This is a genomic window from Dyella marensis, from assembly GCF_900112865.1.
Lineage (GTDB): Bacteria > Pseudomonadota > Gammaproteobacteria > Xanthomonadales > Rhodanobacteraceae > Dyella_D > Dyella_D marensis_A.
The window spans coordinates 1-15293 of record NZ_FONH01000017.1 but is presented as its reverse complement, the minus strand read 5'-3'; the positions used below and the strand labels follow the sequence as shown (position 1 = coordinate 15293).

Below are 15293 nucleotides of genomic sequence, written 5' to 3'. Positions count from 1 at the left end.
CCGGGAGAAGGTGCCGGCAGGCGGATGAGGGTGTGGGCGGAGCGGAGCGCATCACTTCCGCGCTCCGCCCGTACCCTCACCCCAACCCCTCTCCCGACGGGAGAGGGGCTTAAGCAGCGCTCGCCGGCAACGGCTGCGGAAAACGAATGCGCGCCACGTGCTGGTTGCCGTCGCGCGTCTGCAGCTCCAGCGGCCAGGCGAAGCGCTCGCTGATGCGCTGCGCGATCGCCAGTTCGAAACCGTGGCGATCCACCTTGTCCGGCCCCATGTCCACGCGATTGGCCACGGTCACCGCGCCGGGCAGCACGGTGATCACGATCGTGCCTTCTTCCGCCTGCTGGCAGGCGTTGCGGATCAGCTGCCAGCACAGCACCGCGAACACGCGCGGCGAACCATGCAGGGCGAAGCGCGCCGGCTCGTCCAGGCGCAGGCTCACCGGCCGGCCTTCGAGCAGCTCGCGCACGTCGCGCAGCTCGCGCTCCAGCACATCGTTGACCACGAAATCCTCTTCGGTGAGCCCCTTGTCCGATTCGCGCGCGAGGATCAGCAGGGCTTCCACCAGCGCTTCCATCTCGCGCGTGGCGCGCTTGATGCGCTGCACCGAGCGCTGGCCGAACTCGCCCAGGGTGGGCTCGTCGGCCAGCATGTCGGCCGACATCTTGATCACCGTGAGCGGGCTGCGCAGCTCGTGGCTGGCGTCGCGGGTGAAGTTGCGCTCGCGCTGGTTGTAGCCGGCGATGCGGTGGGCGAAGCCGTACAGTCCTTCCGCCAGCGCTGCCACGTCGGCGTCCGCACGGCGCGGCAGCTCGCCGGGCGTCCATTCGCCGATGTCGGCCTTGCGCTCGTCCCAGCTGCTCACCGCATTGGCCAGCCGGCGCACCTGGCGCCACTGCCGTCGTGCGATCAGCCAGGCTGTCGCGCCAAGCACCACGATCAACCCCAGCACCGCGTAGGCCGGCAGCACATGCGTCACGCCGAGCACGCACAGCGCGGCCACCGCCACCGTCTGCATGCCGAAGATCCAGGCCATGCGGCGATGGAAGGCGCCGCGGCGGGAGCCTTCCGTCGCTGGTGGTGAAAACGATGCGGCCATCGTGTTACTTCGAGAAGGCCACCTGGTTCTTGGACGAATGACCGTCCGCATCCAGCGGCGCACGCGGCAGGTCCAGGCCGGATTTCGATCCCGGCGTCTCCGCATCCAGGTCGGCGAGGCGGTAGCCGGCCGAGTGGATGGTGTGCAGCAGCGCGCGGTCGAACGGCTTGTCGATCACCCGGCGCAGGTTGTACAGGTGCGAGCGCAGCGTGTCCGAATCGGGCAGCGTGTCGCCCCAGATCTCCCGCTCGATATCGCGGCGGCTGACCACGCGCGGCGATTCGCGCATCAGGATCGCCAGCAGCTTCAGGCCGATCGGCGACACCGTCAGTTCCTTGCCCGCGCGGGTCAGGCGCAGCGTGGCGGTATCCAGGGTCATGTCGCCGACGGTCAGCACTTCGGTGGAAACCTGGCGGCGGTCGCGGCGGATCAGGGCGCGCAGGCGCGCTTCCAGCTCACGCACCTCGAACGGCTTGACCAGGTAGTCGTCGGCGCCGGATTCCAGGCCGACCAGTTTGTCCTCGAGGGTGTCGCGCGCGGTCAGCATCAGCACCGGCGTCGACTTCTTGGCTTCCTTGCGCAGCTTGCGGCAAACCTCCAGGCCATCCATGCCCGGCAGCATCAGGTCCAGCACCACCACGTCGTAGCTGTTGGTCACCGCCAGGTGCAGCGCGCTGACGCCGTCGGAGGCGTAATCGACCGAGTAGCCTCGCCGCTCCAGGAATTCGCCGACCATTTCGGCGATCTGCCGGTTGTCCTCGACCAACAGGATCAGGCCAGATTGTTCGTCGCGAGAACTCATCCTCTACCTCCTAGCACTTCACATTGGTGAAAGCTAACTTCGCTGCGGGTGAGTAGGGTGTGAAACGTTTTCGTGGCTGTTCAGCGAATGCCTGAAAAAGGCTATCCGGTCACTGTTTGGCGCTTCCATGCAACAACGGACGCAAGGCATTCCAGACGTTGTCCAGCACCTTCGGCTCGCCCGCCGCGGTGGGATGCAGGCCGTCATCCTGCATCAGCGACGCATCCGTGGCCACGCCCTCAAGCAGGAACGGTACCAAGGCGGTGCGCTTGTCGCGGGCCAGCTCCGCATAGACCGCACGCAGGCCGTCACGGTACTGCGGACCGTAGTTCACCGGCAGTTCGATGCCCAGCAGCAGCACCCTGGCGCCGGACTTCTGCGCGGCATCGATCATCGCGGCCAGGTTCTCGCGCAGGGCCGGCAGCGGCAGGCCGCGCAGGCCGTCGTTGGCACCCAGTTCCAGCACCAGCACGCCGGGGTGGTATTTCTCCAGCAGCGCCGGCAGGCGGTTGCGGCCGCTGAGCGAGGTTTCGCCGCTGATGCTGGCATTGATCGCCGTCCAGCCCGGCTCCATGTCGGCCAGGCGTACTTCCAGCAGATGCACCCAGCCCTGGGCCGCCGCAATGTTGTGGGCGGCCGAGAGCGAATCGCCCAGCACCAGCACGGTCTTGCCCGGCGCTGCCGCCGCGGCGCCCGCACAGCCCAGCCACAGCAGTACCAGCCAAAGGATCCGACGCATGAGCGATATTTCCCGTCCGCTTCTCGAAGCCCGCGATGTTAGCAAGTCGGTGCGGGGCCCCGAGGGGCAGCTGGACATCCTGCGCGGGGTCAGCCTGCAGGTACGGGACGGCGAAAGCTTTGCCATCGTCGGCGCCTCCGGCTCCGGCAAGACCACCCTGCTCGGCCTGCTGGCCGGACTGGACGTGCCCAGCGGTGGCCATGTCGGGCTGGACGGGCATGCGCTGGAAAGCCTGGACGAGGAAGCCCGCGCCGACCTGCGCCGGCGCCTGGTCGGCTTCGTGTTCCAGTCCTTCCACCTGCTGCCGGCGCTGACCGCCGAAGAAAACGTGATGCTGCCGCTGGAGCTGGAAGGCCGCGACGACGCCCGCCCGCGCGCCCGCGAGGCGCTGGAAGCGGTCGGCCTGGGCGCACGCCGGCGCCACTATCCCGCCCAGCTGTCCGGCGGCGAGCAGCAGCGCGTGGCGATCGCCCGCGCCTTCGTGCACGGGCCGCGCCTGCTGTTCGCCGACGAACCCACCGGCAACCTGGACCAGCGCACCGGCCACCACGTCAGCGACCTGCTGTTCGCGCTCAACCGCGACCACCGCACCACCCTGGTGCTGGTCACCCACGACCCGCTGCTGGCCGAACGCTGCGAGCGCCGGGTCGAGCTGCACGAAGGCCGGGTGATCGCCCGCGGCCCGGCGGAGCTCACGGCATGAGGTTGCTGCGACTTGCCCTGCGCAGCCTGCGGCGCGAATGGCATCTGCCGGAACTGCGCACGCTGGCCGCTTCGCTGACCCTTGCGGTGGTCGCGCTGGGCGTGGTCGCCACCCTGGCCACGCGGATCGAGCGCGGCATGCTGGCCAATGCGGCCGAGCTGATCGGCGGCGACCTCGGCATCGGCTCGCCGCAGCGCCTGCCGGACGCCTACGCGGCGCAGGCGCGCGACGAAGGCCTGTCCATCACCCGCGGCGCCGGCTTTCCCAGCGTGGCCTTCGCCCACGAACAGAGCCAGCTGCTGGACGTGCAGGCCGCCGATGCGGCCTACCCGCTGCGCGGCAAGCTGGAACTGCGCGGCGTCCGCGGCGACTACATCGGCCACGGACCCGCGGCCGGCGAGCTGTATCTGGACCATCGCGCCCTGGTCGCGCTGGGCCTGAAGCCCGGCGATGACGTGCAGGTCGGCGGCCGCAACCTGCGCATCGCCGCCGAACTGCTGCGCCAGCCGGACGGCGGCGAGCTGTTCGCCCTGGCGCCGCGCGCCATCATGAACCTGGCCGACGCCGAACAGGCCGGCCTGCTCGGCGCCGGCAGCCGCGCGCGCCATCGCCTGCTGGTGGCGGGCGAGCCGTCGCAGGTCGCCCGCTGGCGTGCCTGGGCGCAGGCGCAGAAGCTGCCGCAGGGCGCCGAGCTGATCACTCCCGAGCAGACCCAGGAACGCATGCGCACCGCATTCGACCGCGCCAGCGCCTTCCTGCGCCTGACCGCCCTGCTCTCGGCCCTGCTGGCCGGCGTGGCGATCGCCATGGCCGCGCAGCGCTACGCGCGGCGCAAGACCAACGAAGTGGCCCTGCTGCGCGCCCTGGGCACGCCGCGCCGGCGCGTGCTCGGCCTGCTGCTGGGCACGCTGGGCGCGCTGGCGGTGCCGGCCTCGCTGCTTGGCGTGGCGCTGGCGCTGGGCATCGCGCAGGCCAGTTGGTCCTTCGCCAGCACGCTGTTCACCAGCGTGCCGGTGGACCTGCCGCTGGGCCCGGCCTTCGCCGCCGCGGCGATGGGCGTGGCGGTGCTGGCCGGTTTCGCCCTGCCGCCGCTGGCGCGGCTGGCCGAGGTGCCGCCGGTGGCGGTGTTCCGCGAAAGCATGGCGCGCCGCGTGCGCCGCTTCGACGCGCTGTATTTCATCCCCGTGCTGGTGGCGCTGGCGCTGATCTGGAGCCAGGCCGGCTCGGCCCGCATGGCCGGCATCCTCGCGGTCAGCCTGGCCGGCGTGGCCGCCGTGGCGGCGCTGCTGGCGGCGGCGCTGCTGTGGTTCGCCCGGCGCGTCGCTCCCGGCGCGCACCCGGCGCTGCGCCTGGGCCTGGCCGCGCTGGCGCGGCGCCGCGGCATGAGCCTGCTGCAGGCCACCGCGCTCAGCCTGGGCCTGGTCGCGCTGCTGTTGCTGGCGATTGTCGCCCCTGCGCTGCTGGAGGGCTGGCGGCGCGAGCTGCCGGCCGACACGCCCAACTGGTTCGTGCTGAATCTGCAGGACGACCAGCGCGCCGGCTTCGAGCAGGCGCTGGGCGGACTCGGCGCGCAGCAGCTGAACATGCTGCCGCTGGCGGTGGGCAAGCTGACCGCGATCAACGGCCGTCCGATCGACCAGCTGAAGTTCCAGGACGAGCGCGCCAAGGACTGGAGCGACCGCCAGCTGCGCCTGTCGTGGACCGACGAGCTGCCGCCGTCCAACCGCGTCGTCGCCGGCGCCTGGAACGGCCCGAGTCCGCCGGTGGCGGAAGTCTCGGTCGATACCATGTGGCGCGACATGTACGCGCTGAAGATCGGCGACAGCATGAGCTTCAACGTCGGCGAGGGCACGGTGCAGGCGCGCGTGGCCAGCGTGCGCCAGGTCGACTGGAGTTCGTTCCGCGTCAACTTCTTCCTGCTGCTCGATCCGGCGCACGCCAAGGAGCTGCCGCATACCTGGATCGCCAGCTTCTACGTGCCGCGCGGCAATGCGGAGTCGATGGCCAGGCTGTCGCGCGACTTCGGCAACCTGAGCCTGATCGACGTCGATGCCCTGCTCGACCGCGTGCGCGACATCGTCGACCGCGTCAGCCATGCGGTGCGCTGGGTACTGGCCTTCAGCCTGCTGGCCGGCGCGCTGGTGCTGGCTGCCGCGCTCGCCGCCAGCGCGGCCGAACGCCGCCACGAAGCCGCCCTGCTGCGCACACTCGGCGCGCGGCGCGGCCAGCTGCGCCTGGCCGCCGCCTGCGAGTTCGCCCTGCTCGGCCTGGTCGCCGGCCTCACCGCCGCGTTCGGCGCGGCCGGCGCGGGCTGGTGGATGGGGCGTGCGGTGTTTCGCATCGAAGGCTTCGTGCCGCCGCTGGGGCCGCTGCTGCTGGCGGCGCTGGGCGCGGCCTTCGTGGTGATGCTGCTGGGGCTGGCCGGTACGCGCAAAGTCACGCGCACCTCGCCGATGCAGTTGCTGCGGGATTCGTGACGCTACGCTTCCGGCGTAGGTTGGGGTGAGCCGCAGGCGAACCCCAACATGGCGCATCCAGGCAAGGCCTGTTGGGGTTCGCCTGCGGCTCACCCCAACCTACGCCCAATCTGGCCGGTGGCGGCTAAGATCGCCCGATCCACCTCACGGGCCCAGCCATGTACACCCTCTATTACTGCCCCGGCACCGCCAGCATGGTCGTGCACCTGGCCCTGCTGGAAATCGGCGCGCCGTACCACCTGGAACTGGTCGATTTCGAGCGCGATGCGCAGCACTCGCCCGAGTATCTCAAGCTCAATCCCGGTGGCACCGTGCCGGCGCTGGCGATCGATGGCCAGGTGCGCGTCGAATCCGGCGCGCTGCTGCTGATCCTGGCGGAACGCCATCCGGAAGCGCAGCTGATCCCGCCCGCCGGCACGCCGGAACGCGAGCTGTGGCAGCAGTGGGTGGTGTATCTGAGCAATACGCTGATGTCGGCCTACCGGCTGTGGTTCTATCCGCGCGAGCTGGGCTACGACGACTATCCGCCGGCGATCCGCGCGGCCATCCAGCGGCGCATCGAAAGCGTGTGGGATCGCCTCGAGGCACAGCTGTCCGCGCACGGCCCCTATCTGCTCGGCGAACAGTTCAGCGGCGCCGACCTGATGCTCACCATGCTGCTGCGCTGGTCGCGCAACATGCCGCGCCCGGCTACCGAATGGCCCGCACTGAAGCGCCTGGCGGATCTCGTGCGCGCACGCCCGAGCTGGAAGAAGCTCTACGAACTGGAAGGGCTGACCGAGTGGCAGTAAGCGCCAGCAAGACCTGGCGCCAGCGCCTGAAAGACGAATGGATGCTGGCCGCCTTCGCCCTGTTGGCGCTGGTATTGGCCATCGCCGATCCGCAACCGTGGAGCCACTACCAGCGCTGGCTGCAGCTGCCCACGCTGGCCGGCCTGCTCGGCCTGCTGATCGCGATCCAGGGCATCCGCGAAAGCGGCCTGGTGCAGCATCTGGCGGGCCTGCTGGTGGCGCGGGCGCATTCGCAGCGCATGCTGGGCCTGCTGCTGGTGAGTATCACCGCGGTGCTGTCGATGGTGCTGACCAACGACGTCAGTCTGTTCCTGATCGTGCCGCTGACCGTCGCCGCGGGCGGCATCTCCAACCTTCCCGTGCTGCGCCTGGTGGTGCTGGAAGCGCTGGCGGTGAACGCGGGTTCCACGCTCAGCCCGATCGGCAATCCGCAGAACCTGCTGGTGTGGCAGTACCTGCGGCTGCCGTTCCTGCAATTCGTCGGCGCGATGCTGCCGGCGGCGGCCACCATGTTCACGCTGGTCGCACTGCTGACCTGGTTCTGGCTGCCGCGCGAACGCGTCGAGCTGCATGCGGAACAGATCGACGGTCACGCGGTGTCCGCCTCGCAGGCGGCCTTGTCCATCGTGGCGCTGGCGATGATGGTGCTGATGATGGAGCACGGCCACGCGATTATCGGCGCGTCGCTGTTATTGATTCCGTTCGCGCTGTTCGACTGGCGCCTGCTGGCGCGCGTGGACTGGCTGCTGCTGGCAACCTTCGCCGCGATCTTCCTGGGACTGGGCCATTTCGCCGCGCTGCCGTGGGTGGGGCAACTGCTGGGTGCGGTGGACCTGAGCCAGCCGCTGCATCTCTACGCCAGCGGCATCGTCGCCTCGCAGCTGATCAGCAACGTGCCCGCCACCGTGCTGCTGCTCGAACGCGCGCCGGATGCGATGGCGCTGGCCGTGGCGGTAAACGTGGGCGGCTTCGGCGTGGCGATCGGCTCGCTGGCCAACCTGATCGCACTGCGCCTGGCGAAACAGCCGCAGGGGCTGCGGCTGTTCCACCGGGTGTCGATCCCGTTCCTGCTGGTGTGCGCGCCGCTGGTGTATCTGGTGGCGCGCTGGTTCGGCTGATCGATTCAGTCGTCGTCGCGATCGCGCGGCACATTGACCTTGCCGCGCACGTCCGAATAGCTCACGTCGCCGCTGCCCTTGGCGCCCAGCGACAGGTCGCCGCCCACGCCGTGCGCATTGAGGTCGCCGGAACCGACCGTATCCACGTGCACACTGCCGCCGACGTTGCGCACCGTGACATCGCCGGAGCCGACGCTGCCCACGCGCACGTTGCCCTTGATGTCCTCGCCCTTGAAATCGCCCGAGCCGACGGCGCCGAGATCCACGCTGCCGACGTTACTGACGTCGAGATCGCCCGAGCCGATGCTGGCATTGAGCGGGCCATCGAGATCCTTCACATGCAGGTCGCCCGAGCCGACATGTGCGTCGAGCCGCTTCATGCCATTCACCCAGGCATCGCCCGAGCCGCCGTTCAAGGTGACCGGCACGGCCGGCGGCAGTTTCAGATTGAGCTCCAGGTTGGCGTAGCTGTGGCCGATGCCCCAGTGCGAATGGTCGCGGCCGGCCTCGACGATCAGCACGTCGCCCTGGCGGCGCTGGGTGACCACCAGGTCGTCCAGCAGGTCCTGGCTGGAGGCGCAGGCGCGGCCGGTCAGTTCGCCGCCGCGCACGGCGCTGTCGCCGCGCAGGTGCAGGTCATGGCTGCGCAGGTCGATCTGCACGGAATGCACGCCGTTGAGATCGAGCTGGAGATTGCGCTGGGCCTGGAATTTGCAGTCGTCGGCCTGGGCGGCGAGCGGCAGCAGCGCGAGGCTGGCGAGGATCAGGTAACGCATGGAGAAAGCTCCTTGGTGGACGTTCGGGCTTCTGATGCAGCCGCGGGCCGAAAGGTTGCAAGGCTGCCCGCATGGGTCAACCGCCAGTTGGCATGGGCCGTTGTGGACCGCGATGCCCGTCAAGGAGAACGACCGCATGAAACGCAAGGCTCTACTCGTTTCCGCCCTCGCCGTGCTGTTCGCCGGCAGCGGGGCCTATACCCTGGCACAGGATGCCGCGCCCGCCGCCTCGGCCGCCCAGCCGGCCGCGAAAGCCCCGGCCGACGGCAAGGGCCAGCGCCCGTCGCGCCCCAATGCACCGAATGCCCCGCTGCTGTTCAACGGCACGCTGCCGGGTGCGCCGGAACCGGCGGTGATCGCCGACCTGCGCGAGCTGGAGCGCCTGTATACGCAGGCCGGTCGCGTGAAGGAACTGCCCGCGCTGTACAACGCCGTGCTGGCCAAGTCGCAGGATCAGCGCGTGCGAACTTACGTTTATCACCAGCTGGCCCGCGCACAGATGGCGCCGGCGAATACCGACCAGGCCATCGCCACCCTGCGCAAGAGTCTGGACGAGAACCTCGCTGACGAAGCCAAGCGCCGCGAAGACCTGGAAAAGCTGCACGTCCGCCTGGAAATGATGCGCCCGGCGGCGCCGCCCCCGCCGCCGGCCTCGCCGTCTGCGTGATCCCATAACAACCACAACGACACAACCGCTGTTTGCCCAGCGAGATGGAACTTGAGGCGCGAAGTCCCCAGAACTTCGCGCCTCTTTTTTTACGTAGGTTGGGGTGAGCCGCAGGCGAACCCCAACGATGCGAGGCGCTTGACCATGGCGACGTTGGGGTTCGCCTACGGCTCACCCCAACCTACGCAACCTATGGCAGGACTTCGCCGCCCTTGACGCGTTGCCACAACGCTTCTTGCGCTTCCAGGCCGCGCTCCGCCAACGGCACGCCTTCTTCGCGCGCCAGCGCCTCCATCCCGCGGAAACGCCGCTCGAACTTCTCATTCGCATGCCGCAACGCCTGCGAGAAATCGACATCCGCATGCCGTGCCAGATTCACCAGCACGAAGGCCACGTCGCCGATCTCGTCCTGCAGGCGCGCCTTGTCCGCGCCGGCCGCGAATTCCGCACGCACTTCCTCGATCTCTTCGGCCAGCTTGTCCAGCACCGGCTGCTCGTCCGGCCAGTCGAAGCCGACCTTGGCCGCACGCTGCTGCAGCTTCAAGGCGCGCTTCCATTCGGGCAAGCCACGCGACACGCCGGCCAGCGCGCTGTCGTCGTGCGACTCGCCCTTCGCCGCGCGCTCCTCGGCCTTGATCGCCTCCCACGCCTCCTTCTGCGCCTCGACGTCGTCATAGCTGACGTCGCCGAACACGTGCGGATGGCGGCGGATCATCTTGTCGCTGATCGCATGCGCCACGTCGGCGAAGTCGAACAGCCCCTGCTCCTGCGCCATCTGCGCGTGGAACACCACCTGCAGCAGCAGGTCGCCGAGTTCGTCGCGCAGGTCGTGCCAGTCCTTGCGGTCGATCGCGTCGGCCACTTCGTAGGCCTCCTCGATCGTATACGGCGCGATGGTGGCGAAGTCCTGCTGCACGTCCCAGGGGCAGCCGCGCTGCGGGTCGCGCAGGCGGGCCATGATGGCGAGCAGGTCGTCGAGGCTGTGGCGCGTCGTCTCGGTCATGCGGTCACACATCCGCCGCGCGCAGCCGCGCGGTCCAGTCGATGGCCGTGTCGCCCACGGCGATGAATTCGGGATTGAGCAGGGAATCCTTGCGGTTGTAGCGCAGCCGCGCGCCGGTCAGATCCAGCACGGCTCCGCCCGCGGCTTCAAGCACACACTGCGCGGCCGCGGTATCCCATTCGCTGGTGGCGCCGCGGCGCAGATAGACATCCGCGGCGCCGCGCGCCAGCAGGCAGAATTTCAGCGAGGAACCCATCGGCGTTTCCACCACCTCGTCGCCCAGCAGCTCGCGCAGCAGCGCGGCGCCGTGGCCGCCGTAGGAGCGGCTGCCGGCCACCACCGGCGGCTGGGTGATGGCGCGGGTGGCAATGGGTTGCCATTCTGCACCGGCATGTTCCTGTCGCCATGCGCGGCCGCCGCGTTCGGCGGCGTAGAGATCGCCGGTCACCGGCGCCAGCACCACGCCGAGCACCGGCTCGTCGCCGTCGATCAGCGCGATGTTCACGGTGAACTCGCCGTTGCGCTTGACGAACTCGCGCGTGCCGTCGAGCGGATCGACCAGCCAGTAGCGCGACCAGGCCTGGCGCTCCTTCCACGAGGCGATGCGCGACTCTTCGGAAAGCACAGGCAGCTGCTCATCCAGCGCTTCCAACCCGGCCATGATCACATGCTGCGCAGCGAGGTCGGCATCCGTTACCGGCGAGTGATCCTCTTTGCGCTGAACCGCGAAATCCTGCTCATACACCACCAGGATGGCCGCCGCCGCATCGCGCGCGATGGCCGCGACCTGGCGCAGCAGCGGAGACACCGGCGCCATGCTCATGCCGGCTTGCTCATGCTGGTTTGAACCGACCGGCGAGATACTCGCGGGCCATGAACAGCGCGGCGATGGAACGGCCCTCGGTTACGTCGTCGCGGGCGATCAGCTCATGCAGGTTGGCAAGCTTCCATGGCACCACTTCGAGTTCTTCCGGCTCGTCGCCTTCGAGGCGCTCCGGATACAGGTCCTGCGCCAGCACCACGTGCGCCATATGGGTCATGTACGACGGCGACAGCGACAGGTTGTGCAGGATCTTCAGCTTGCGCGCGCCGAAGCCGATTTCCTCTTTCAGCTCGCGATCGGCGCCCTGCTCCACCGTCTCGTCCTGGTCCAGGCGGCCCTTGGGCAGGCTCAGCTCGTAGCGGCCGACGCCGGCGCCGTATTCGCGCACCAGCAGCACGGTCTCGTCGTCCTGCATCGGCACGATGATCACCGCACCCAGGCCGCTGCCTTTCAGGCGCTCGTAGGTGCGGCGCTCGCCGTTGGAGAATTCGAGATCCAGCTGCTCCACGCGCAGGAAATGGCTGTCGTGGACGTCGCGGGTGGCATGGATGATGGGGGGCTTGGGCATCGTTCGATTCTAGCTCTGTAGGCTTGCACGAAACCGCGTCAACGCCTGCGCGTGCAGGGCCGGCGTGCCCGCCAGCACGCTGCGCGTGTCCAGGGTGAGCGGCTGGCCGTCCAGGTCGGTGAACAGGCCGCCGGCCTCGCGCACGATCGCCGCCAGCGCGGCCACGTCCAGGATGTTGACGTCCGACTCGATCACCAGGTCCAGCCCGCCGCGGGCCAGCAGGTGGTAGTGGCAGAAATCGCCGTAGCCGCGGATGCGGTTGCTGTCGCGGATCATCGCGCCAAGCTCCGCCCAGCGCGCATCCATGGTCAGCGTCTTGACGTTGCCGGTGGAGATCGAGGCCTGCGCCATGCTGTCGGTGGCGGCCACGCGCACGCGGTCGCCTTCGAACCAGGCACCGCCGCCGGCACTTGCCCACAGCGTTTCGCCGTAGACCGGCGCGCTGGAAACGCCCAGCACCAGTTCGCCCTTGTGCATCAGCGCGATCTGGGTGGAGAAGAACGGCGTGCGCCGCACGAAGCTCTTGGTGCCGTCGAGCGGATCGACCAGCCAGAGCAGCTCGCGCGCCCCGTCGTCCAGACCGAATTCCTCGCCGTAGATAGCCGCCTCCGGCAATGCCGCCTGCAGCACTTTGCGGATGGCCAGTTCCGCTTCGCGGTCGGCGATCGTCACCGGCGTGGCGTCGCTCTTGATCTCCACTTCCACGCCGCGCCGCCAATAGTGGCGGATCACCTCGGCCGCCGCTTCCGCGGCTTCGCGCGCGGCGGACAATGCCCGCTGCAGATCGGGTGCGCTCATCGATTCCCCTTGCCCATGATCGCGGCCAGTCCGCCGCTGCGTTGCAGATGCATGCTGCCGTCGGCCGCCAGCCGGCCGAACCCCGCCAGCCAGTCGCGCAGCGCCGGATCGGGCTCGCGCGGCCTAGCCTTGATGTCGTATTTCCAGCCCAGCGGGCTCAGCGCCAGGTGGCCGGCCAGTTGCAGCGGGCCGTTGCCGTCGTCCTGCAGCGTGGCGTTGACCACGCCGCTCGCGCCCTGGGCGCGCAACTGCAGGTTGCCGAAAGCGAGATCGCGCTGCACGCCCTGCAGACTGGCGCCGCTCCATCGCGCGGCGGCGTCCAGTTCCAGCGGCCAGCGGCCTTGCAGCACCACGCGGGCGTTGTCGATGGTGAGGCGGCCTTCGAGGCGGGCGGCTTCGGGCGCCAGGCTGGCGGAAAGCTGGGCGAGATCGCCGTCCAGCCGGACTTGGCTCCATTCCTCGCGCTTGTCTTCGCGCTTGCGCATCTGGCCGGTCAGGTGGCCCCAGTCGCCGCGGAAGGCCACGCTCATCTGGGTGTCGCCGAGCAGGGCCCGGCGCGACAGCTGCCAATCGAACTGGCCCAGATCGCCGCCGCTCTCGGCCAGCACGCGCTCGGCATGGCCGTCCCACAGCGTGCCGCTCAGCCCTTCCAGGCGCAGGCCGTGCAGGCGCGCCTCCAGTTGCGGGCGCACCCAGCTGGCCGGCAGGTACGCCACCAGCCAGGCCAGGGCGGAAACCAGCAACAGGAACAACAGAACGGTGCGCAACCGGATCAAAAAAGGGGACTCCAACGGATCAGGCGGGCTTGAGGCAGCCGGCGCCGAACCCCGATCATACCCGGATGAGCCCGAACGAAAGCCGCAACCAAGCCCTCGCCGCCCGCGACCTGCGCCATCTCTGGCACCCCTGCACCCAGATGCACGACCACGCCGGCACCGTGCCGATGCTGCCCATCGTCCGCGGCGAAGGGCCCTGGCTGGTGGATGCGGATGGGCGACGCTACCTGGATGGGATCAGTTCCTGGTGGACGAATTTATTCGGGCATGCCAATCCGCGGATCGGGGCGGCGTTGAAGCAGCAGTTGGATACGCTGGAGCATGTGATCTTTGCCGGGTTTACGCATGAGCCAGCGATCGAGTTGGCGGAGCGTTTGGCGCAGATCACGCCGGCGGGGTTGGAGCGGGTGTTCCTGGCTGACAACGGGTCCGCCGCGATCGAAGTGGCGTTGAAGATGAGCTTCCACTACTGGCTCAACCAGGGGGCCGGGCAGAAGACGCGGTTCATTGCGCTGACGGGCAGCTATCACGGCGAGACGCTGGGGGCGCTGTCGGTGAGCGATGTGGCGCTGTATCGCAAGACGTATGCGCCGTTGTTGCTTACGCCGGTTCTGGCGCCGTCGCCGGATGCGTATGAAGCTGAGCCTGGTGAAAGCGCGGAGGCGTGTGCTGCGCGGCGCCTTGGCGAGTTGCGTGTGTTGTTGGAACAGCATGCGCATGAAACTTGCGCGGTGATCGTCGAGCCCTTAGTGCAGTGCGCCGGTGGGATGCGCATGTATCACCCTTCGTATCTCACCGGGTTGCGTGCCTTGTGCGATGAGTTCGGCGTGCACTTCATTGCCGACGAGATTGCGGTGGGGTTCGGGCGGACCGGGACGCTGTTCGCTTGCGAGCAGGCGGGGGTTTCGCCGGATTTCATGTGCCTGTCCAAGGGGCTTACCGGCGGCTTCCTGCCGCTGTCGGCGGTGCTGACGACCACGCCGGTGTACGAGGCGTTCTATGCCGAATACAACGCCGGCAAGGCGTTTCTGCATTCGCATAGCTATACCGGCAATCCGCTGGCGTGCCGGGCGGCGTTGGCGACGCTGGATATTTTTCGCGATGAGCCGGTGCTGGAGCGCAATCGCGAGTTGGCTGCGCATCTGGCGCGGCGGTTGGCGCCGTTGCGCGAGCATCCGCAGGTGGCGGATGTGCGGCAGACCGGGATGATTGCGGCGGTTGAACTGGTGCGTGACAAAGCCACGCGTGCGCCATATCCGTCAGAGGAGCGGCGTGGCTTGCGTGTGTATCTGCATGGATTGGAACACGGGGCGTTGCTGCGGCCGCTGGGCAATGTCGTTTACTTCATGCCGCCGTATGTGGTGAGCACGGATGAGCTGGATCACCTGGTCGACGTCGCGATCGCCGGCATCGAACGCGCCATCGCCGACTAGCGCCGCCCCAGCTCGTCATTCCTGCGCAGGCAGGAATCCAGTGCCTCAGTCTCCGCACATGCAGAGGCGCCACAAGGCTGGCGCCCCAGCAATCACCTCACCGCCCACCCACACCCGGATCCAACTTCCTCAACGCCGGCCCAAGCCTCTGCTCGCCCGTCCGATCGATATCCTCCTTGTAGTAAACCCGCCCCGGCGCAGGAATACACCTCCCATCCTTAGGCGGAATCCGGCTACCGGTATAACGCAGACAGTTATGGTCATTCCCCCGCTTGGCACCCTGAGGGCCATTCGCGGGCGGCGTATACGGCATGGTTTCCACACCCTCAACGCGCTTGGTGCGGGCATCCTGAGTAGGCGCCGCAGCATTCTGCGCCACCGCTGAGCTCGCCAGAACCGCCAGCAAAGCGGCAAAAAGAACAGGGGACTTGGACATGACTCGGCCCTCTCGAAGCCGTGGGTACAACGATGCTGCGCCCGTCCACGACAATGGGCAACCAAACCTCCGCAACCGTTTCCTTTCCCCTCAGTTTCCGCCCGGAAATCCTTCTCCCTCCGGCGACCCGAAGGTAGTCCCCGTGGGAGAGCAGGCGGGGAGCGCACAGGGATGTGCGCGGCTCTGAGGAGCGAGGAAGGTGGCGGCAGCCGGATGAGGATTCGGCCGAAGCGATGCACCTCACCCTTGCGCTCCGACCGTACCCTCACCCCAACCCCTCTCCCGGCGGG

Annotated in this window: 14 protein-coding genes and 1 pseudogene; 6 read left to right on the top strand and 9 right to left on the bottom strand. The window is 68.6% G+C overall.

The annotated features are described in order from the left end of the window. Nucleotides 1-109: 109 nt before the first annotated feature. The 3 genes and pseudogenes from BM172_RS17380 to BM172_RS17370 all read right to left on the bottom strand — a co-directional run bounded on the left by BM172_RS17380 (nt 110) and on the right by BM172_RS17370 (nt 2634). Nucleotides 110-1030 carry a sensor histidine kinase gene (locus BM172_RS17380; protein WP_026633509.1) on the bottom strand — a complete coding sequence of 307 codons (921 nt, stop codon included), beginning with the start codon at nt 1028-1030 and terminating at the stop codon, nt 110-112. Between the two features lie 166 nt (nt 1031-1196). Continuing rightward, a pseudogene (locus BM172_RS17375) lies at nt 1197-1895 on the bottom strand (response regulator transcription factor); the annotation flags it as partial. Nucleotides 1896-2004: 109 nt separating this feature from the next. Continuing rightward, entirely contained in the window at nt 2005-2634 is a 630-nt protein-coding gene (locus tag BM172_RS17370) for an arylesterase (RefSeq protein WP_026633510.1), read from the bottom strand. On the opposite strand from BM172_RS17370, the gene BM172_RS17365 reads away from it, so the two are divergent. The 4 genes from BM172_RS17365 (at nt 2633) to BM172_RS17350 (ending at nt 7723) form a co-directional block, all read left to right on the top strand. Beyond that, entirely contained in the window at nt 2633-3337 is a 705-nt protein-coding gene (locus BM172_RS17365) for an ABC transporter ATP-binding protein (RefSeq protein ID WP_026633511.1), read from the top strand. The genes BM172_RS17370 and BM172_RS17365 overlap by 2 nt on opposite strands. Further along, complete coding sequence (locus tag BM172_RS17360; protein ID WP_026633512.1) at nt 3334-5814, top strand: ABC transporter permease; 2481 nt, start codon at nt 3334-3336, stop codon at nt 5812-5814. Before BM172_RS17365 ends, BM172_RS17360 begins: the two co-directional genes overlap by 4 nt. 158 nt (nt 5815-5972) lie before the next feature. Continuing rightward, nucleotides 5973-6605, top strand: a complete 633-nt coding sequence (locus BM172_RS17355) for a glutathione S-transferase family protein (protein WP_026633513.1) — start codon at nt 5973-5975, stop codon at nt 6603-6605. Between the two features lie 41 nt (nt 6606-6646). Then, nucleotides 6647-7723: an SLC13 family permease gene (locus tag BM172_RS17350; RefSeq protein ID WP_051548392.1), complete on the top strand. Its 1077-nt coding sequence runs from the start codon at nt 6647-6649 to the stop codon at nt 7721-7723. A gap of 5 nt (nt 7724-7728) precedes the next feature. Here the strand turns inward: BM172_RS17350 and BM172_RS17345 are convergent, their stop codons facing one another. Next, a complete protein-coding gene (locus tag BM172_RS17345; RefSeq protein ID WP_026633515.1) occupies nt 7729-8499 on the bottom strand; it encodes a DUF4097 family beta strand repeat-containing protein in 771 nt (256 codons plus the stop codon). Nucleotides 8500-8635: 136 nt separating this feature from the next. On the opposite strand from BM172_RS17345, the gene BM172_RS17340 reads away from it, so the two are divergent. Continuing rightward, nucleotides 8636-9166 carry a hypothetical protein gene (locus BM172_RS17340; protein WP_051548320.1) on the top strand — a complete coding sequence of 177 codons (531 nt, stop codon included), beginning with the start codon at nt 8636-8638 and terminating at the stop codon, nt 9164-9166. Nucleotides 9167-9356: 190 nt separating this feature from the next. Here BM172_RS17340 and mazG read toward each other — a convergent pair whose 3' ends face one another. From mazG to BM172_RS17315, 5 genes are read right to left on the bottom strand one after another with little or no spacing between them, the layout of a single operon-like run. After that, nucleotides 9357-10169 carry a nucleoside triphosphate pyrophosphohydrolase gene (mazG, locus tag BM172_RS17335; protein WP_035322355.1) on the bottom strand — a complete coding sequence of 271 codons (813 nt, stop codon included), beginning with the start codon at nt 10167-10169 and terminating at the stop codon, nt 9357-9359. A gap of 4 nt (nt 10170-10173) precedes the next feature. Next, nucleotides 10174-10992 (bottom strand): 3'(2'),5'-bisphosphate nucleotidase CysQ, encoded by an 819-nt coding sequence (gene cysQ, locus BM172_RS17330; RefSeq protein WP_026633517.1) that lies wholly within the window; start codon nt 10990-10992, stop codon nt 10174-10176. Nucleotides 10993-11002: 10 nt separating this feature from the next. Then, the gene (gene nudE / locus BM172_RS17325) at nt 11003-11560 is read right to left on the bottom strand and encodes an ADP compounds hydrolase NudE (protein ID WP_026633518.1); all 558 of its coding nucleotides are present in this window, start codon (nt 11558-11560) and stop codon (nt 11003-11005) included. 9 nt (nt 11561-11569) lie between these two features. After that, a complete protein-coding gene (locus BM172_RS17320; protein WP_026633519.1) occupies nt 11570-12358 on the bottom strand; it encodes an inositol monophosphatase family protein in 789 nt (262 codons plus the stop codon). After that, complete coding sequence (locus tag BM172_RS17315) at nt 12355-13134, bottom strand: type II secretion system protein N (RefSeq protein ID WP_035322357.1); 780 nt, start codon at nt 13132-13134, stop codon at nt 12355-12357. The genes BM172_RS17320 and BM172_RS17315 overlap by 4 nt, the downstream gene beginning before the upstream one ends. 65 nt (nt 13135-13199) lie before the next feature. On the opposite strand from BM172_RS17315, the gene BM172_RS17310 reads away from it, so the two are divergent. Then, nucleotides 13200-14567: an adenosylmethionine--8-amino-7-oxononanoate transaminase gene (locus BM172_RS17310; protein ID WP_026633521.1), complete on the top strand. Its 1368-nt coding sequence runs from the start codon at nt 13200-13202 to the stop codon at nt 14565-14567. Nucleotides 14568-15293: the final 726 nt, after the last annotated feature.